Here is an 18,279-nt window from a genome sequence, read left to right as displayed (position 1 = left end):
TCATGGGATTTTTTAGCAAAAGACCCGAAGAGCTGCTCATCCGAGAGGCTATCCGGCTAGCCAAATCGACTTCGCCAGACGGCAAGATTGTCTCCCAGGGCGGTGGTGGCGGGGTAGAGACGCGCTGGCGTGGCGCATCCCGCATGCTGCGCAGCATGGCCAGCTGGATACCGGGGCTGGGCAGTCCACGCCGGGATCTGAATACCAGCGAACGCAACATGCTGGTTGCCCGCTCGCGTGATGCCATGCGCAACCATTTGATTGCGCGTGCAGCCGTGATGCGCATTCGCACCAACGTGGTAGGTACCGGCTTGGTCTGCCGCGCCCAGGTCGATTACGAAGTGCTGGGTATTGATGAGGTCAAAGCCGAGCAACTCAATGCTGACCTTGACCGGCTTTGGTCGCTCTACGCAGATGATGCACGTGAGTGCGATGCAGAGGCCATGCTCAACCATTACCAGTTGCAAGCCTTGGTGCTGGTCTCGGCCATGGTGGGCGGTGATGTGTTTATTGCCACGCCAGATGCTGAACGACCTGGTTGCTTATTCAGCACGCGCCTGCAATTGATCGAGACTGATCGGGTCTGCAACCCAAGCAATGCGTTAGACAGCGCGCGCATGGTTGACGGTGTTGAGTTTGATGAACTGGGCGCGCCAGTGCGGTACCACGTTTGTACCGGTTACCCGAACGAGCTAAACCGTGGCGCGACCATCAAGTGGGAGCCGCTTCAGGTGTTTGGCGCTGTCACAGGTCGCCGCCGTGTCATGCATGTGATGGCGGACAAAGAGCGCCCCGGTCAAAAACGCGGCGCTCCATATCTTGCACCAGTGCTTGAGCCATTGCAGAAGCTGGAACGCTTCAGCAGCGCTGAACTGATGGCTGCCGTAATCTCTGCGATGTTCACCGTGTTCATTGAGAAGACAGAGTCTTTTGATGACGGAAAGATGAGCCTTGCAGCACTCTCACAGGATGGTAATGGCTACAGCACCGATGATGCTGGTGGTGAGGATATCCAGCTGGGCGAGGGCGCCATTGTTGACCTGGGCAAAGGCGAAAAAGCGACCACGGCAAATCCTGCGCGTCCGAATGCCCAGTTTGACCCCTTCTTTGTATCAGTGGTTAAGCAGATCGGCGCCGCGCTTGAGGTTCCATTTGAAGAGCTGCTCCTGCATTACAACACCAGCTACAGCGCGGCACGCGCAGCCATGTTGCAAGCCTGGCGGTTTTACAGCTTGCGCCGTTGGTGGCTGACCTGTGACTTCTGTCAACCAAGCCGTGAGCTGATCATTGATGAGGCTGTTGCACGCGGCTTGATTGACTTGCCGGGGTACGCAGATCCAGCAAAGCGCAAGGCTTACTGCTCAGCACTTTGGATTGGCCCAGCACGCGGCGCCATTGATGAGCTTAAAGAGGCGAACGCCGCCGGTAAGCGCATCGATATCGGCATCAGCAATGAAACTTTGGAAACCGCCGCAATGACCGGCGAACCATGGCAACAGGTCTACCGCCAACGGATGCGCGAAGTCACGCAACGCCGTAAAGACGGTCTGTACACCCTGCCTAAAGGCGCAACGCCTGAAGCTGAGCCAGCCAAACCGGAAGAGGAATAACCCATGCACCGTGCATTTGAGCTGGCCGCGTCGCGGCCTTGGCTAATGCTGCCTGACGCCCTCGATAACTTGATGGCGATTGCTGATCGTCAGGGTGATCCAGAAGCATTGGAAGCCCGACTGGGCAAACCTCTGGATAACACGCGGGCTGTGACCATGCGCAATGGCATCGCTGTGATTCCTGTTACCGGGCCAATTATGCGTTACGCCAATTTGTTTACGCGTATCAGCGGCGCCACCAGCACCCAAGAGCTGGCAACCGACCTGCAGGCAGCGCTGGATAACCCGCAGGTCAAAGGCATTGTTCTCAACATCGACAGCCCAGGTGGTGAGGCCAACGGCATCAACGAACTGGGCGACATGATCTTCGCCGCCCGAGGCAAGAAACCCATCAAAGCCTATGGCGGTGGCTTAGTCGCCAGTGCTGCTTATTGGTTGGGCAGCGCCGCCGAGGAGCTGGTGGTCGATGACACCGCTTTGTTGGGCAGTATCGGCGTAGTCGTGGAAGTAGTGATGCGCGCTGCCAGAGATGGCGAGAAGCGTTACACGATAACCAGCAGCAACGCGCCCAACAAACGGCCCGATATCGAAACCGAAGAGGGCCGTGCCGAGATCGCCAAAAGCATCAATGCCCTCAGCGAAGTATTTGTCGCCAAGGTTGCTCGCAACCTGGGTGTCGATGCCGACCAGGTTCCCGCAATGGGTGACAACGGTGGGTTGAAAGTTGGGGCAGAGGCGGTTGCCTCAGGTCTTGCCCATCGGCTCGGCTCACTTGAATCACTTATCACCGAAATGGCCAATCAGGCCGCAACCCCGAGGAAACTCAGCATGACAATCGTGAAAACCACGGCGGAGCTGCACGCGGCCCTAGCTGCAGGTACTGACCCGCAAAGCATTCAACTGGCAGCAGTTGAACAGGTTGATACCGCCGCCATTCAGGCCACTGCCGCCGAAGAAGCAACCAGCGCCGAGCGTGCCCGCATCAAAGGCATTAACGAACTCTCAGCCAAAGGCTTCGAGAAAGAGATCGCAGCGGCCATCGATAACGGTACCAGCATTGAGGCTACTGCTTTGACGCTGTTCAAGGCTGCTCAGGATCGCGGCATTAACTTGGCGGGCATCAAGGCCGATGGTCAGGGCGCTGAAACAACCAGCCCGGAAGGCCAAGATGATGCCGACGCCGCCGAACAAAAAACCGCTGTCAGCGCCATTGTCGCTGGCGCCAAACGTCGCTGACCGGAGAGCACCATGCCGAATCCAACTCGCAACACCTATACACCTGAGCATTTGTCTGCAGGTGACTTCCCCATTGTGAAATCCAGTGGCGTGATCGCTGCCGGGCAAACGCTGTTAGCAGGCGCTGTGCTGGGGCAAGTCACTGCCAGCGGTGAATACCTGCTGTCAGCGAGCGCGGCTACCGATGGCTCAGAAGCACCATCGGTGGTGCTTGACCAGTCTATCGATACCACCTTGGGCGCTGCACCTGGTGTGCTTCGTCTCACCGGCGAAGTTGCTGGTGACGCCCTGACGCTCGGAGAAGGCCACACCTTAGCGGGTGTCAAAGCCGCGCTCCGTCCTTTTTCCCTGTTCGTTCGCTGATCGGAGCACACGTAAATGGATATGTTTGATACTCGCACTATGCTCGACGCTGTCGAGCAGATGAAGCTGCCGCGCCGCTTCTTGATGACCACTTTTTTCAATGGAGGGGTACCCAGTACCTTTGCCACTAAGTCGGTCGACATCGACATCATCAAGGGACAGCGCAAGATGGCGCCCTTCGTTCACCCGCGTCTTCCCGGTAGCCTGGTGAATCGCGAAGGCTACCGCACCGGCACTTATGTGCCGCCCTACATTCAACCGAAGATGGAAACAACCGCAGAGCTGATTCTCAAGCGCTCTGCCGGTGAAAGTCCATATGCGTCCCGTCCGCCCATGCAGCGTGCAGGTGAGCAGTTGGGTAAGGACATTGCCGACCTTGATGATCAGATCATTCGCCGCGAGGAATGGATGTGTGCCCAGTCCCTTACTACTGGACAGGTACGAGTTGTAGGTGAGGGCGTTGATGACACTATCGACTTCATGATGGCGCCCGACCACAAAATCACGCTTGCAACTGGTCAGTGGGGTGGTTCAGGTTCTGATCCTATCGGCAACCTGCGCGGCTGGAAGCGTAAGATTGCCAAGGACTCTGGTCGTACTGCCAACACCGGGGTGCTCAGCGGCGAAGCGTTGGATGCATTTCAGCGCGACGAAACGGTTATGAAGCAACTTAATACCCGACGGGTAGACATGGGCATCATCAAGCCAGAAGAGTTGCCGGATGGTGTCACGTACTTGGGTTATCTCAATGATCCAGGCGTGGACCTCTATGGCTATGACGAGTGGTTCCTCGATGGTGCTGGTGCTGAGCAGCCAATGATCCCTGCTGGTGGATTGATCCTCGGTTCAACCAACACCCGCAACGCCATGCTTTATGGAGCCATTCAGGATCTTGAAGCCATTGAAAGTGGTTTGGTGGAAGCTGCCCGCTTCCCGAAATCTTGGATCACCAAAGAGCCTAGCGCTCGCTGGCTGAAGCTCCAGTCCGCTCCGTTGGCTGGGTTGTTGGAACCGGACGCATTTATCTACGCGAAGGTGGTGTGAAATGGCTAAGAAACCTGAAGTGTTCTTGGTGGTCGACGGTTGTATTCAAGAAGGCAAAACGATCTACGTCAAAGGCAAGGAATACACCCCGCCTAACGCAGAACTTGCCGAACAGCTTGTCAAAGCGGGAACCATTGCACCGATCCGTAGTGCAACCGCTCAGGCGTTAATGCGTGCTGATGCGTCGACACCTGCCGCACCGGGTACCCAACCGCCACCTGCTAATTCTGATCTGCTGAATCAGCAGGACGAATAGTCATGACCGGCTTTGCCGAGCTGACCGACGATATGGATGCAATGCTCATGTCGTCACTCAATGACGGTGCTGCTGATTACCTCAATGCTGCCGGTGTAGTTGTAGCCAGCGGTATTGAGGTGATAGTCGACAAAGATGTCGAGCGGGTAAATCTGGTCAGCGGCATGGTTGACCGGGTAGTGACCATCACTACCAAGAAGGCTCTGCTGCAGCCCTTTGATCGCAAGGGAGTGTTTAGCTCCAATCTCGATCAGCCCGTAAAGGCCCTGGCCGATAAGACCTGGCACATCGACGGCATTGCCGAAGATGACGGCCACTTGATCACCTTCTACGTGGTCCCATAACCATGCCTATCGATATGCAATCCGCCATCGTCGCGGAGGTAATTGCGCGCCTGGCTGTTGTTGAAATCTTCGGTGTTCGGGTCTTTGAGGACAGTGTGATGCGTGTTCTCGATGCGGCTGATGAGTCCTTGCCGGATTACTTCATTGTGATTCAGCCGGGCTCAACTGAAGAGGTCGAGCGCCAGGCGCACTTGAGCGTTCGTGAGCGTATGACCTTGAACATCACTGCCGTCACCAAAGTGCGCGGCTTTGCGCCGTTATTGCGCGCCGCTCGCTGGGGTATCAAGTCAGCCTTGCCGGGAGTGAAGGGGGGGATCTCGGTTCAAGGCGTTCAGACGGTCAGCTTTCAGCCTGAAACCCCGTTACCGCCTGCAGAAGGTCATCGCTGGGCGGCGCATGTCATGCCCATTCAAATCACCTATGTACAGCCCCTCAAGTGAGGACACTGCAATGCCCAAGATCACGATCACCCAAGCGTTTAACTATTCCTCTGGTGGCGTAGTTAAGACCTACAAACAAGGCGAGCAGAACGTGCCCCAGGCAGTTGTAGATCACGCCCAACGCAAGGGCTTCGCTGCTAAGCCTGGGCTTGCTGCAAAAGCTAAGGAAAAAGCCGCCGAGGCTATTCCTGCTCAACCGGTTGCAGCCAAGTAAGCCTGCGTTCTCTTCGCCCTGAATACACGGAGTAACACCATGTCCCAGATTGACCGCTCGTTTGTTGGCGAGGGCATTCCCTATGCTCGCGCCTATCAGTCGCAGGATGCCTTGCTCGACATGGGCAACTGCGATTCTTTCACTATTGGTTTCACCACCAACCGTCAAACGCTGCCTAACTTTCGTGGCGGCGGTGGTAACCGTAACGTGCGTGAGCAAGTCACCGATGTGACAGCCACTATTGGTCTTTACGACCTTACCGCCACTAACGTGGCGCGGGTCACGCGTTCGACAATCACTGCGGTCGCCGCAGGCATTATCACTGAAGAGCCACGGGTATGTGAGGGTATTCAGGGTGAGCTGATCCCATTCAAAAGCCTGCCTGATCTGTCAGCGCCAGTCACCGTTGTGACGGCAGCAGATGAACCGTTGGTTGCAGGCACTGACTACTTGCTGACACCTCACGGCATTCTGGTGACGGGCAGTGGTGCAATTACCTCTGCCGGTGTGAAGCTCACTTATACCGCCCGCAAGTCCAGCGCTCTGCAAATGCTCAACGGTAGTCAGGTGGAGTTGGAAATCTTCATCGCGGGTCTCAACGATGCTCAAAGCGGAGAGCCCTATAGCCTGCACCTGCGCCGCGTGAAGTTCGGCATGCTCGCGTCCTTCCCTGTGTTTGGTCAGGAGTATTTGAAGCTGGAAGGCCCAGCTGAGTTGCTGGCTGATCCGCTGGTGTTGAGCACTGACATCTCCAAGTTCTGCGAGATGAACATCGTCGACAAGGCTGCTTAAAGACGACCAACCCCTCACTATTACAGGCGACAGTGCTGGCACTCTGATATAGAGTGCCAGCACTGTAACTCTGGGAGGGGAACAATGAATTATCGAATTTTAATTGCCTTGGTTTCAGCTGTTTTGTTGGCAGGTTGTGGTGAGCCAAGACTGGATGGGTCCAGCGAGGCTGCTTTGAAAGCTTCAGTTGTGAAGGTTTCCGAAAAGCTCGACAGCACAAAAAAAGAAGAATTTACCGAAGCACTTCAACTGGTGGCTCTCAGCAAAATGGATTTGGCGGCGGTGATGTCTGGCAAAAAATCCTCAGACACGCTGGCTGTCGAAATGCTTACTGAGGTTAACGGTAAGACTGCTGATGAGTTAATAGCTCAAGCCAATGTCATCAAGGCAGAACGAGCCGCCAAAGAAAAAGAACAAGCGCTGAAAGAAATATCTGAGTTGGAGGGTGAGTTAGCTGCTGCTGAGAAGTCCAAAGTAGAGTTAGCTAAATTCACTGTCAGTCGCTCGCGATTTTATCAGCGAGACCGAAAATACTCCGCTATCAAAGAGCCTATTATAGAAATGACCGTTTATAACGGTACAGCTCACCCTGTTTCTCGGGCTTATTTCAAAGGGACGATAGCAAGTCCTGGTCGATCCATACCTTGGATTGTCGAAGACTTTAACCATGTGATCTCTGGCGGGATAGAGCCCCTAGAATCTATGGACTGGGCGCTAGCTCCGAATATGTTCAGTGAATGGGGAAAGGTTGACGTTCCTAATGATGCAGTGTTCACGATTGAAGTAGTGAGGCTTGATGGTCCAGGTGGTGAGGCACTGTTTGATTCCAGCGGTTTGTCTGAGAATCAGCTTGACCGTCTAGCGAAACTGAAAGAGAAGTACTCAGCTAAATAGCTCAACAATTTGCATCTAAAACCCGCTTCGGCGGGTTTTTCTTTGCCCGGAGAAAAGTACATGGGTATCAAAGACCGCCTGATTCAGTTTGTGCTACGGGGCAAGGACGAGCTGTCGCCCGAGGCCAAAAAGAGTGAGGAGGCTTTAGCGGCGCTTGGTAAAGAGGCTGATGAGCTGGGTAAGTCGCTTGATGCGGCTAAAAATGCACAAGGCTTGGTTAATAGCCTGAAAAGCGCTGAGCGCTCCGTCGAGCAGGCCGGCAAGGCTGTCCAGCGCAGCGAGCAGCAGGTTAAAGAGTTGCGTGATGCCCTGGACAAAGCGCCGGGCTCGAAGGGCCTGCAACAGTCCTTGAAAGACGCTGAGCGTGAAGCGCGGCGTATGCAAACTCAGTTGGACAGGCTCGAAGCTAGCCTGAACGATCAGCGCAAGGCTGCCAAGGCCGCTGGTATTGATACCAATAAGCTGGCCGACGAAGAAAAGCGGCTGGCAAATGAGGTTGAGCAAGCCAAGCAGGCGTTGAATGAAAACAGCGCTCAACTCCGAACCCTGAGCCGCGAGCAAGCCGCTGCAAGTCGCTCAGCTGATCAGCATGCCGACAGTGTGAGCGCCGTTAGAACGGGCGTAACACAAGCTGTTGTTAGCTTCTCAAAATGGCTGGTGACCATCTACCTGGTAGACAAGGCGCTGCAAGGTCTTGGTGCTGGCATTGGGTTTGTCAAAGACGGCATCTCATCGATGTTGAAAACTGGCGACCAGTTTGAGTTGCTGGATAAACGCATCGCCTCGTTGATGGGCTCGATTGAAGGCGGTGAACAGGCGGTTAGCTGGATCAAGGACTTTGCCAAAAACACACCGCTGCAAATCAGTGAGGTGACTGAGGCGTTCGCGCTGCTCAAGTCCTACGGACTCGATCCTATGGACGGAACGCTGCAGGCTGTAGTTGATAAGAATGAAGATCTCGGTGGCGGGATGGAGCGCCTGCAAGGTATTGCCACTGCGCTGGGTCAGGCATTCGCCAAGCAAAAACTACAGACCGAGGAAATTATCCAGCTGGTTGAGCGCGGCGTACCTGTTTACGAGTTGCTTGAGAAAGTTACCGGTAAGAACGTTGCCCAGTTGCAAGAGCTGGCGACCAAGGGCCGGTTAGGCCGTGATGTTATCAAGTCGCTGATTGATGAGATCGGTAAAAGTGCTGAAGGCGCTGCAGCCGAAAACATGAGCACGCTCACCGGGCTTGCGAGCAACCTGAGTGATGTTTGGCAAAACTTCCTTGATCGGGTTGCAACGTCGGGTGCGCTGGACTTCGCAAAGAACAAGCTGCAAGAGCTTGGAGCAAAAATAAGCGAGATGGATCAAGACGGGCGGCTGGACGCGCTTGCGCAGTCGCTGTCAGATACCTTTGTTAATGGTGCCAAATCCGTCGAGCGATACATTCAGCAGCTGGGTAAGCTCGACTTTGTGGGGTTGGCAGACAAAGCCAAGGAAATGGCCAAGCAGGTCGGTCCTGCTATCGATCAGGTTGTCACCACCGGGCAGTATGCGACGGCGACGTTGGGCACGGTCTGGAACGCTTTCAGTATCCTGGTCACCAGTTCGGCGGCAACGCTGATCAAAGGCGTGCAACTCACACTAGGATCGGTGCTGCTGGCTGGCGGGCAAATCGCCGGGTTCTTTGGCGGCTCTGAGATCAAGGCCAAGGCCGAAGGGCTGTACACCTTTCTTGGTGAGCTGAGCGACGGCTATGCCAAGCAAGCCGATACTGACCTGAAACAGATCGGCAGTGCCTGGGATTTTCTCAATAAGAAGTCTGCAGATGGTGTCAAGCAACAAACGGCGATAGTTAAGGATGCCGCCGCTGAGCGTAAGGCCCTTGATCAAGCGCTCACTGACCAAGAGCTCGCGAACCGTGAACGGGTCAAACAGGCGACGGTAGATGCAGCGGTTAGCGGTAAAACAGCCATCGTTGACCTGGCTAACGCAGTCAATCTGATCGACACAGCCAAGTCCCGCAAGCAGCTCGAAGGTCTGCGCACCGCCCTCAACAAGGCATACAAAGACGGTGCTCTGAGCCTTGAGGAGTATCAGCAAGCGACTGGCGTGCTGAGCGATAAGCTCAAAACGTTGGGCGTGACTGCAGGTGGAACAGCCGATCTGGTCTCCGACCTCGATGAAAAGCTAGGTGACCTTTCCAAGGTTCAGGCTGCGATCAGCAATGCCAAAACCGATGTCGATATCAATAACATCCGTGCGGCGCTGAAGAAGCTCTACGACGATGGTTCGATCACGGCCAAGCAGTACAACGAGGAGCTGAAGAAAACCACTGAGCGGCAGAAAGAACTCAAGGGCGCAGTCGAGCAGGGCAAGAAAGCTCAGGACGCGAAAAACGACTCTGACAAAGAGGCCATTGTTACCAGCGAGCAGTTGCGCCGGGAGTCAGGCGAGCGCATGGCGCAGGAACGCCGCGCTAGTGGCCAGGCGATGGAGGACTCGCGCCGTGGTGCTGAAGCTGTCCAGAAGGACTTGGCCGATGTTGAAAACTTCTTTGGCGGTGTGCTCACGCGCTCGCGTGAACCACTGGCGCAGCTCAGCGCTGCTGCGCTTGAGGCGTTCGACAAGCTAAACGGCATCAGCACGGTTAATCTGGAGCTGGACACCAGCAACCTGGATACCACCACCGAGTCTTTACAGCGTGCAACTAAGGCAATGGGGGAAATGCAGAAAGCGGCCAGTACGGTCGGCGTGAGTGCGTTCGGCAAGTGGGCGGTTGAAACCCAGTTGCAAAGCCAGCGCCTGCAGGTGCAGTTCCTCAAGCAAAAAGCCAGCTTGCAAAGCCTTGAGGAAGGTTATGCAGATGGCAGCATTACGGTCGGTGAGTTCGTGCGTAAAGCTGAATCAGCCCGCCACACGCTGGGCCTGCTGAATGACTCCGACCTGCGCACGCTTGAGGGGTCAATCGAGTCAGCTAAGCAAAAGATCGAGCAACTGAGCGAGGGTAGCAAAACCACCTTAAACAGTCTGCGCGATGAGCTGGCCCAGCTGCGCGGTGAGCAGGACAGCATTGATCAGCGCCGCTTTGCCAGCCGCCAGTCAGACCTCAAGCAACAGTTGGCCGAGGCTCAAGCCGGTGGCGATTCAAATGCGGTCAGCAACTTGACTCAGGCGCTTAGCACGCTTCGCCAGATCGAGCAGGAGAGCAACCAGAAACGCCAGCTCGAGCAGCAACAAAAGCGCATCGATGCGCAAAAGACAACCACTGCAGCACCTACAGTTGCCCCGGCGAAAATCATTCGCCTGGAAACGGCCAAGGGCAAAACCGTGGATGTAGCGGTGAACGATGACCAGGATGAAACCAACTTGCTCGACATCCTGCAGGATGCCGGGTTGAGGGCGTTATAGATGATGCTTGATAGCGTTGAGCTAGATGATCAGTTTGAGTGGGCTGATGAGTTCGAGTGGGATGTAATTGCTCAGGAGCAAGAGCGCTCACTGTCGGGCGCTTTGCTTGTGCAAGAGGGCGTCAAGTTACACGGTCGCCCGATCACCCTGCGCAGTAACGGCGGCGTCTGGACGCCGCTGTCTGATGTTCGCCAGCTCGAAGTACTGCGCGATCAGGCCGGGCGGGTTATGCCGTTGACGCTGCCTGATGGGCGTGAGTTCTTCGTGATCTTCAACCGCATCAATGGCGCCCCTGTTGAGGCACGCCCGCTCGAACGCCTAGTTAATCCACCTGACGATCATCCGTATGATGTAACGCTCAGGCTGATCACCGTTGCACCGCCGCCTGCGCCATAAACCGCGTTATAAACCCTGCCGATAGCCCGCCCCGTGCGGGTTTTTTTATGCCCGGAGATTGGCATGACGATCAATGTTGATGATGTAAAGCTGTTAAAAAGCCAGCGCCTGACCGACGAAGAAGACGGCGGCGGGCGCGCCACTGGGCAGGCTGTGACGGATGCAGAAATTAATAACCTGTTCCCTGATATCTCGCGTCTCGACCGCACAACCGGCCGCATCAATCTGCGCAAGGTGTTTGCCGGGGTCAGCACCACCAATGCCGACCCGTACCTGGGCGCGCATTCGATTGTAGTCAAGGCCCCGCTTGATCCACGCGTGTCGGTGCTGCTGTTCAACACCGGCAGCCAGACCGATGAGCGCAAGGATGCGCGCAACGCTATCGAGAGCTATGTGGTGCCAGCGGTCTCGGCGCCATTTGAATTGCTTGGCAACCAACTAAAAGGCCAGCGCGCCATCGCCTGCGTGCAGCGTGAAGAACAGCGCATCCCTGAAATTGGCGAGGTGTATCAGCTGGTCTCAACGGCTCATGAGCAGTATGTGCGCATCAGCTCGGTCGACTCGCGGCTTGAGCAGTTCACATTCGATTACGGTAACGGCAACTACATCACCTTTACGCGCCGCCGCCTGGATCTTTCGATCAGCGCGGCATTGCTCGAGACCATGCCAGGCGGTCAGGTAACGCCTGCCGGCACATCGACCACCTCGCTGGATGGCAAAGCCAAGGCGCAAGTGTTGACCACGCAAGTGGCCGATGCGGCGCGCTATTACAGCATCAGCCCGCTGGCGTTGGCCGTGGCCGAGGGTGATCTGTCGCTGCGGGTGCAGAGCGTTTATTCACAATTGGTGCCCAGCGCCACGCGTGAGAGCGCGCTGATCGACCAGTTGGGCGGGTACCAGCGGCGCATGGTGCTTGCTGCTGGTCCAGCCCGCTCGGTGGCGCTGACCTTTGCGGCAGTCACGGGTGGGCAGTCGCGCTCGTTTCTGGGTACCGGCTGCGCACCTGGTTCGCTGAACCTGACTGCGAATAATGGCGTGTTCGGTGATGACAGCAAGGGTGGCTTGCGCTTTATCTCAGGCAGCAACTGGATCACCAGCGGCACCATCGACTATGAGACGGGTGAAATCAATGTAACCCGTTCCGGTTCAGCATGGACGGGCGCCGCGCCTGCCAGCTATCAGCCCGGTGCGGCTGCCACTGGCGAGACGGTGAGCGGTGAAGTCGAGATCACGCTGGGCAACCGCGGCTATGTGTACACCTTGAATCTGGCCGATGCGGTACCGCGGCCCGGTACGCTGGTGGTCAGCTATCTGGCGCTGGGTAAATGGCAAGAGCTGCGCGATCTGGGCAACGGCGAACTGGTCGGCGAAGGTGCGGGCGGCATTGCCTTTGATACCGGCTCGGTGTCGATCACGCTCAATGCGTTGCCCGATGTGGGCAGCTCGATCATCTATGCCTATGTGGGCGCCAACGCTTCAGCTGTTACTCAGCGTACCGGCGCGGCGCTGGCTTCAAAGGCCAAGATCAAGCACACCCTGCCGCATGACGGTGTTTTGCCCGGCTCGCTGGTGGTTTCTTACACCGCAGGCGGTGTGGCCAAAACCATCACCGACAGCGGGCAGGGCACGCTTGCAGGCAACGGGGGCAGCGGTCTGATCGTGTACGCCTCGGGCGAGATCACCCTCGAACTGAGCCTGACGCCCGACGCCGGTACCGGCATCTTGTATGCCTACGAACAGGGCACGGTCAACAACTCGCCATTGGCGGTGACCAGCGACAGCAGCGGAGTCTCGAACTTTACGATTCCCGGTGCGCCGCTGCAGCCTGGCAGTGTCCGCATCACCTGGAACACCACGCGCCGTTCTGCAGTGCCAGCCATCAACTGGAAGGTCGTGGAAAGCGGCGGCACCTTGCCGGTGTATGAAACCGATGTGGACGTGGCCAACAGCATCAGCGACAACGCCAGCGGCGGCTGGGTAGGGCGCACTGGCACCATCAACTACAGCACCGGCGATTGCACGCTGCAGGTGGCCAAGCTGTATGACTTTGTTGAATACACCTACACCACCAAGCTGACGCACGGCGTGTGGGGTACTCCAGAGCCTGTGCTGGTCAGCACCACGGTTAATTTGCGCGAGAGCTTTGGCGGCACCTTGGTGGCTGCGGCTCAGGGGGCGGGCGAAGAGTACGGCGAGCAGACCGATACGCAATCGGTTGCGCCGGTGAGCATCGACTTGCTGCCAACCATTGGTGAGCCGATTGTGCCGGGTTCGCTGGTGTTTACCTGGGGCGGTGAGACGTATGTCGACCGCTCGGGCGTGCTGTACAAAAACATCTCTACTCAAACCAATGCCGGGGTGGCGGTCGGCTCGGTGGATTATGCAGGCGGTACTGCCGTGCTCAGCAGCTACCCGGCGGGCGCAGCTGCCAGCGCCACGGTGCTGGCCTGCCTGACCACTAACGCCGGGTTCAGCGTCAACAGCATGACCTTTCGCACACCGGGTGCGCCGCTGCGTTCTGCCAGCTTGCAGGTGACTGCCGTGCGGGTGGACAACGGCACGGTGGTGACGGCTGCTGCCGATGCCAACGGTATTTTCGATAACCCGGTGATCAAGGGCGAGGTTGATATCGCTACCGGCATCGTGCGCTTGCGCTTCACCGCTGACATCGATGATGAAACGGGTGAAAGCGACATTCCGGTGATTCCGCTGCTGCTGCGTTACAACGCCGTGGTGCTGACCAGCTTGCCGCTCGATGCGGGTCTGATCGGTCTCGACCCGGTGCGCCTGCCATCGGATGGCCGGGTGCCGGTGTTCCGCGAGGGGGATGTGCTCATCATCCATCACACCGATGAAACAGTGGTGGCCAGTCCGGCTGCAGGCGGGACGCTGCAACTGGCTCGCACGCAACAGGCGGAAATTGACGTGGTCGATAGCAACGGCCTGGCACTGGTGGCGACCAGCTACAGCGTTGATCGCAAACTGGGCCGTGTTACCTGGGCTAACCCATTGGTGCTGCAGGACGCAGAAGGCAGCCCGCTCAGCTTGCCGCTGACCGTACGTGACCGGGTGGAGCACATGACGCAATGCACCGAAGTGCAGATCAGCGGCCAGTTGAGCATCAGTTCACCGATGCCGTGGGCGCTGCCTGCCAGTGAAACCAAAGTGTCGAGTGCTGTGAGCTGGGGCGACCTGCAGGCGCGGGTGCATCACTGGTTTACCCAGGCCACCTGGAATGTTGGCGCGCCAAACTGGACGGATGCGCCGCAAGGCAACAGCACCACGGCCAATTACAACCAACTGAGCTATCCGCTGATCATCACCAACCGTGGGGCGATTGATGCCAAGTGGGCGCTGGTGTTCACCGGCACCACCAGTTTTAACGTGGTGGAGGAAAAGCTGGGTGTGATTGCAACCGGCACCACGTCCTCAGACTGCTCTCCGATCAACCCTGAAACCAGCGAGCCGTATTTCACCATCCGTAAAGAAGGCTGGGGCAGTGGTTGGTTCGCAGGCAACGGCGTGCGCTTTAACACCGACAGCTGCCTCGGGCCGCTGTGGGTCGTGCGTACTGTGCTGAGTGGCCAGGGCACGGTTGAAGATGATCAATTCAAGCTGCAAATACGAGGGGATGCTGACTGATGGCTGATGCAATCTATTACACAAACGAAGACATTGGCGGCCCCGGAAAGATCACCGCAACCTCAACATCGAAAGGCCCTGAGGGGCTTTTTGATGTCCTCAATGCCTGCCTGGTTACTGGGTATGGTACTGGGGAGGATGCAAAGCCGGGACAGGGCTGGACGGTCGTCGATAACTCTTTGCCGCTGGGTTTCAAGCTGCTTGCACCCGATGGCGTGTACTACACCTTTTGCCGTGGCCCTAGCCAGGCTTATGCATATTCACGCGCCTTTCAAGTGTATATGTCCGAGACGATTAGTGACCCGGCAGCCTATCCGCCCCAAGGCTCTAATGTGCGCTCTGGCCATCATTCAGATGATTATTCAGCTCATGCATATCGGCACTGGTGGGGGCTAACTTATTACCTGCGTAGCAGCTTGCACTGGCGGCTGTTTGCCCGTGGCTCGCAAGTGTTGCTTGCAGTATTTGCCGGGGATTATTCATCGCTGACAACAGACTATGGCACCACTGCAAACTCTATTAGCTGGGATAAAGGCAATACATTGTTTTTAGGCAATATCAAAGCCAGCGATCCGATGACCCCAGCATCAGGCCCGCAAAATTCATGTGTGCTCGGTGGTACAAATAGTCAGCCAGATACCTGGAATCCGTCCTCTGAATGCCCCGGAGGCATGCTGTATGACGGTTATACGCGGCTCAGGGAGCCTGTGTCAGGTGCGGTTGAAACGGCATCGTTGTCGCGGTTTTATGGCTATCCACCCAAGCTAACAGGCTTATCGACCTATACCAATGACCTGGATTTATACCCTGCTGATCTTGAGTTTACTCAGGCCGATGTGTGGGAGTCAGGTCGTGGCCAGCTTGGCAAGGTGCCGGGGTTGTTTCATATGGGCTACAACTCCCACGCGAAACTCGGCTCGGTGCTGACAATGTTAGGCCGGGGAACCGGCATCGGAGATACAAAGGCGCCGGTCATGGTCGGTGATGAGCCGTTTTATTTGTTCCCGACTGTGTACGGTAGTTTTGCAATGTGTCCGTTGGAAAAGTACTGGGTATGAGCCGCTCAATATTGGTTCCGGGCTTTGCACTAAAGCCTCAAGCGCTTGAGCTGATGGCGCGGGTGAAAAGGCGACAGGTGGTTAAGAAGCCTATCTTTGCGCCCTGGTCTGAAAAAGTACCGGTCAGCATCGCAGTCAAGCGAGACTCAGTTGACTCAACCAACTACTTGGTCACGCTGCAGGACTCGGTGACTTCAAAAATGCTGGCGATTTTTACGCCTGTTGGCCCAAGTGTGCAGTGGTTTCAGCGTGAAGCCATCTACGTCGAAGTGCTGGCTCAGGCCTATGAGTACAGCAGCCCAAGGCTGGGGCAGTCGCGCTGGCCAACTCTCAGTGAAACGGCCAACAACCTGCTGTTTAACATCTCCGAGGGCAGTGGCGAGGCTCCGGTTGCCACGGTGCCTGCACGGGTGGATGTTGCGGCGGCGGTCGATGGCGTATCAGCAGTGCGCGAGGCTCTGATCGTCGAGAAAATGGATGACGGCCAATGGCGGGTCGCAGGCTACGGGGCAACCAGCGGCGTTGGATTGTCTGGCCTTGATCTGGAGGTTACGACCTCGGGTACCGTTTATGCCATTGGCCTGGACGACTATGGGCAGACCTTTGTGCCGGGCGGGGCCGCTGCGGTGGGTGATCGGGTGAGGCCAACAGTGTTTACCGGCTGGCTTTACCAGATCACCGAGGCCGGTAACTTGCCCTCATCTGAGCCTGAGTGGTGGACAGCAGAAGGCGATAACCCTTCACGTTTGCTGGGAACAGCCCGCGCCATCGCGGTGCGTTATTACCGGCCCCTGGCCCATGGCCCTGTAACTGTCGAGTTGACCTGATGCTTATTCGAGAAGTGGGCGCCGTCTGGCAACAGGCACGGCGCCGGGATCGTGCTGCCTGCAGTTTGCCCTGGTCAAAACTCCTGCCGCTTTCCACTGGAGCTGCAGCCGGGTGGGGTGTCGGTCTGAGCCGTGACCAGTTTGGCTGCTCAGCCTGGCGCGATTCGCCAGCAGCAGATCTGGCGCCCTCATCTCGGTGGGGCACAGCGGCGCCGCGTTCGATTGCCTGCGGTTCGCGCTGGGATGATGTCGACCCTAAGGATTGGTCCCGGTGGTTGGGCTGGAACCACAGCATCCGCGCTCGGGATCTGCGCCTGCACTTGATCTATAACCCGATGCCGGGTCAGCAGGACAGTGCGGTGGGTCAGGTCTGGCAGCGCAGTGATGAGTTCGGCCCGCGTTACGACTCTGCAGGTGAATTGCTGGCGAGTTTGTATGTGCCGGGCAGTAGCGCCCTGCAGTTTTCGTTTGAGGGGAAGCGTTACTCGCCCAGCAGCTCGCCGCTGGTGTTCTTTGACTTTCGCTATGAGCCTGCGCCTCGGGCCATTCAGCCGGTCGACAGCGGTGTGGGTGTGTCTTTCAGCTCTGCGCGGCAGTTGAGCAAGCGCCTGACATTGCCGTGGGGCTGGGGGCGACCGACTGACCCAGTGCCAACGGGCATCACCTACCCGGATTACACCGGGCCTGTTTACGTGATCGACACACCGGCTGAGCCGGATATTCTGGAGACCTACATGATCGCCAACCTGGTGACCCTGGTTGTACTGCCTGATCGCACGCCGATTGAAGCCGCCAATATCAAGCTGGGCCTCGACATCGACGCCTACAGCTGGAGCTTTAGCGCGGACATTGCCGGGCGCACAGCTCTTAACCTGGTCAAGCCTGATGGCGGGGGCCAGAAAACGCTGGAGCTGACCATCAACGGCTGGACGTGGAACCTGCTGGTTGAGCGCTACAGCCGCAAACAGAACTTTCCGGGTGAGCGTTACAGTATTCAAGGCGCCACGCGTAGCCAGTTGCTGGCCGCGCCATACGCGCCGCTGCGCAGTAACCTGAATGCCGCGCCGATCAATGCCCGGCAAGCTGCTGAAAACGAACTGCTCAATACCGGCTTTACCCTGAACTGGGACAGCGCCGCGCTTGGCCCGGCTGACTGGACGATTCCTGCAGGTGCGTTCAGCTACCAAAGCCAGACGGCCATGCAGGTGATTGCGCGCATTGCTGAAGCAACAGGTGGCGTGATCCGTCCCGCTCGCGACAGCGATGCCTTGAGCGTACTGCCGCGCTACCGTGAGGCGTCTTGGAACTGGGGCGGGGCGCTGCTAGACCGCATCATCCCTGCAGCCATCATGACTGAGCTTGCCGGTGACTGGACGCCACAGCCTGCATGGAACACGGTCTATGTGTCGGGTACCAATCAGGGCGTGGGTGTTCAGGTTCGCCGCACAGGTACTGCAGGCGACAACCCGGCCCCGGACGTGCTCGATGACTTGATCACCGACACTGCAGCCGCTCGTTCACGCGGTATCAGCGAGCTGAGCAAAGGCGGCAACGTGTCGATTGAGACATTTTATATCCCGCTGTTTCCGCCCAGTGACACCGGCAACCCGGGCCTGGTTGAGCCTGCCATGCTCTGCGAGGTGCGTGAGCCAGAGGGCGGTGATATCTGGCGCGGGCTGTGCCTCGGTACCGACATCAGCGCTGAAGGCGTTGGCGCTGTGCGGGTCAAACAAACACTGCGCCTCGAGCGCCATTACTAGGAGCGCC

The 18,279-nt window shown here is 57.3% G+C and carries 16 protein-coding genes; all 16 read left to right on the top strand.

Annotation, left to right across the window (positions count from 1 at the left end; genetic code table 11):
• The first annotated feature begins 2 nt into the window (after window positions 1-2).
• The 16 genes from AACY26_RS12505 to AACY26_RS12430 all read left to right on the top strand — a co-directional run bounded on the left by AACY26_RS12505 (window position 3) and on the right by AACY26_RS12430 (window position 18,272).
• A complete protein-coding gene (locus AACY26_RS12505; RefSeq protein WP_339514465.1) occupies window positions 3-1,610 on the top strand; it encodes a phage portal protein in 1,608 nt (535 codons plus the stop codon).
• 3 nt (window positions 1,611-1,613) lie between these two features.
• Window positions 1,614-2,846 (top strand): S49 family peptidase, encoded by a 1,233-nt coding sequence (locus tag AACY26_RS12500; protein WP_339514463.1) that lies wholly within the window; start codon window positions 1,614-1,616, stop codon window positions 2,844-2,846.
• A 12-nt stretch (window positions 2,847-2,858) separates the two neighbouring features.
• On the top strand, window positions 2,859-3,209 hold the full coding sequence (locus AACY26_RS12495) for a head decoration protein (RefSeq protein WP_339514461.1): 351 nt from the start codon (window positions 2,859-2,861) through the stop codon (window positions 3,207-3,209).
• Between the two features lie 15 nt (window positions 3,210-3,224).
• Window positions 3,225-4,253, top strand: a complete 1,029-nt coding sequence (locus AACY26_RS12490) for a major capsid protein (RefSeq protein ID WP_339514459.1) — start codon at window positions 3,225-3,227, stop codon at window positions 4,251-4,253.
• Window position 4,254: 1 nt separating this feature from the next.
• Window positions 4,255-4,509, top strand: coding sequence for a hypothetical protein (locus AACY26_RS12485; protein ID WP_339514457.1), 255 nt, complete (start codon window positions 4,255-4,257; stop codon window positions 4,507-4,509).
• 2 nt (window positions 4,510-4,511) lie between these two features.
• Entirely contained in the window at window positions 4,512-4,853 is a 342-nt protein-coding gene (locus tag AACY26_RS12480) for a hypothetical protein (protein WP_339514455.1), read from the top strand.
• 2 nt (window positions 4,854-4,855) lie between these two features.
• A complete protein-coding gene (locus AACY26_RS12475; RefSeq protein WP_339514453.1) occupies window positions 4,856-5,293 on the top strand; it encodes a hypothetical protein in 438 nt (145 codons plus the stop codon).
• Window positions 5,294-5,303: 10 nt separating this feature from the next.
• The gene (locus AACY26_RS12470) at window positions 5,304-5,507 is read left to right on the top strand and encodes a hypothetical protein (RefSeq protein ID WP_339514451.1); all 204 of its coding nucleotides are present in this window, start codon (window positions 5,304-5,306) and stop codon (window positions 5,505-5,507) included.
• A 39-nt stretch (window positions 5,508-5,546) separates the two neighbouring features.
• The gene (locus AACY26_RS12465; protein ID WP_339514449.1) at window positions 5,547-6,299 is read left to right on the top strand and encodes a phage tail tube protein; all 753 of its coding nucleotides are present in this window, start codon (window positions 5,547-5,549) and stop codon (window positions 6,297-6,299) included.
• Between the two features lie 84 nt (window positions 6,300-6,383).
• Complete coding sequence (locus tag AACY26_RS12460; RefSeq protein WP_339514447.1) at window positions 6,384-7,193, top strand: DUF6694 family lipoprotein; 810 nt, start codon at window positions 6,384-6,386, stop codon at window positions 7,191-7,193.
• 60 nt (window positions 7,194-7,253) lie between these two features.
• Window positions 7,254-10,589: a tape measure protein gene (locus AACY26_RS12455; RefSeq protein WP_339514445.1), complete on the top strand. Its 3,336-nt coding sequence runs from the start codon at window positions 7,254-7,256 to the stop codon at window positions 10,587-10,589.
• The gene (locus AACY26_RS12450) at window positions 10,590-10,985 is read left to right on the top strand and encodes a hypothetical protein (protein WP_339514443.1); all 396 of its coding nucleotides are present in this window, start codon (window positions 10,590-10,592) and stop codon (window positions 10,983-10,985) included. It abuts the gene before it with no gap.
• A gap of 63 nt (window positions 10,986-11,048) precedes the next feature.
• A complete protein-coding gene (locus AACY26_RS12445) occupies window positions 11,049-14,627 on the top strand; it encodes a hypothetical protein (RefSeq protein ID WP_339514441.1) in 3,579 nt (1,192 codons plus the stop codon).
• Window positions 14,627-15,685 (top strand): hypothetical protein, encoded by a 1,059-nt coding sequence (locus AACY26_RS12440; protein ID WP_339514439.1) that lies wholly within the window; start codon window positions 14,627-14,629, stop codon window positions 15,683-15,685. Before AACY26_RS12445 ends, AACY26_RS12440 begins: the two co-directional genes overlap by 1 nt.
• Complete coding sequence (locus tag AACY26_RS12435) at window positions 15,682-16,512, top strand: hypothetical protein (protein WP_339514437.1); 831 nt, start codon at window positions 15,682-15,684, stop codon at window positions 16,510-16,512. Before AACY26_RS12440 ends, AACY26_RS12435 begins: the two co-directional genes overlap by 4 nt.
• On the top strand, window positions 16,512-18,272 hold the full coding sequence (locus tag AACY26_RS12430) for a hypothetical protein (protein WP_339514435.1): 1,761 nt from the start codon (window positions 16,512-16,514) through the stop codon (window positions 18,270-18,272). Before AACY26_RS12435 ends, AACY26_RS12430 begins: the two co-directional genes overlap by 1 nt.
• Window positions 18,273-18,279: the final 7 nt, after the last annotated feature.

This window comes from Pseudomonas sp. RL_15y_Pfl2_60 (assembly GCF_963970595.1).
GTDB lineage: Bacteria > Pseudomonadota > Gammaproteobacteria > Pseudomonadales > Pseudomonadaceae > Aquipseudomonas.
The sequence above is the reverse complement of the archived record's forward strand: the minus strand, read 5'-3'. Positions and strand labels throughout refer to the sequence as shown.

Bases quoted from the DNA above. Each gene is read 5' to 3' on its own strand.
- AACY26_RS12505 (WP_339514465.1), top strand. From the start codon at position 3: ATGGGATTTTTTAGCAAAAGACCCGAAGAGCTGCTCATCCGAGAGGCT.
- AACY26_RS12500 (WP_339514463.1), top strand. From the start codon at position 1,614: ATGCACCGTGCATTTGAGCTGGCCGCGTCGCGGCCTTGGCTAATGCTG.
- AACY26_RS12495 (WP_339514461.1), top strand. From the start codon at position 2,859: ATGCCGAATCCAACTCGCAACACCTATACACCTGAGCATTTGTCTGCA.
- AACY26_RS12490 (WP_339514459.1), top strand. From the start codon at position 3,225: ATGGATATGTTTGATACTCGCACTATGCTCGACGCTGTCGAGCAGATG.
- AACY26_RS12485 (WP_339514457.1), top strand. From the start codon at position 4,255: ATGGCTAAGAAACCTGAAGTGTTCTTGGTGGTCGACGGTTGTATTCAA.
- AACY26_RS12480 (WP_339514455.1), top strand. From the start codon at position 4,512: ATGACCGGCTTTGCCGAGCTGACCGACGATATGGATGCAATGCTCATG.
- AACY26_RS12475 (WP_339514453.1), top strand. From the start codon at position 4,856: ATGCCTATCGATATGCAATCCGCCATCGTCGCGGAGGTAATTGCGCGC.
- AACY26_RS12470 (WP_339514451.1), top strand. From the start codon at position 5,304: ATGCCCAAGATCACGATCACCCAAGCGTTTAACTATTCCTCTGGTGGC.
- AACY26_RS12465 (WP_339514449.1), top strand. From the start codon at position 5,547: ATGTCCCAGATTGACCGCTCGTTTGTTGGCGAGGGCATTCCCTATGCT.
- AACY26_RS12460 (WP_339514447.1), top strand. From the start codon at position 6,384: ATGAATTATCGAATTTTAATTGCCTTGGTTTCAGCTGTTTTGTTGGCA.
- AACY26_RS12455 (WP_339514445.1), top strand. From the start codon at position 7,254: ATGGGTATCAAAGACCGCCTGATTCAGTTTGTGCTACGGGGCAAGGAC.
- AACY26_RS12450 (WP_339514443.1), top strand. From the start codon at position 10,590: ATGATGCTTGATAGCGTTGAGCTAGATGATCAGTTTGAGTGGGCTGAT.
- AACY26_RS12445 (WP_339514441.1), top strand. From the start codon at position 11,049: ATGACGATCAATGTTGATGATGTAAAGCTGTTAAAAAGCCAGCGCCTG.
- AACY26_RS12440 (WP_339514439.1), top strand. From the start codon at position 14,627: ATGGCTGATGCAATCTATTACACAAACGAAGACATTGGCGGCCCCGGA.
- AACY26_RS12435 (WP_339514437.1), top strand. From the start codon at position 15,682: ATGAGCCGCTCAATATTGGTTCCGGGCTTTGCACTAAAGCCTCAAGCG.
- AACY26_RS12430 (WP_339514435.1), top strand. From the start codon at position 16,512: ATGCTTATTCGAGAAGTGGGCGCCGTCTGGCAACAGGCACGGCGCCGG.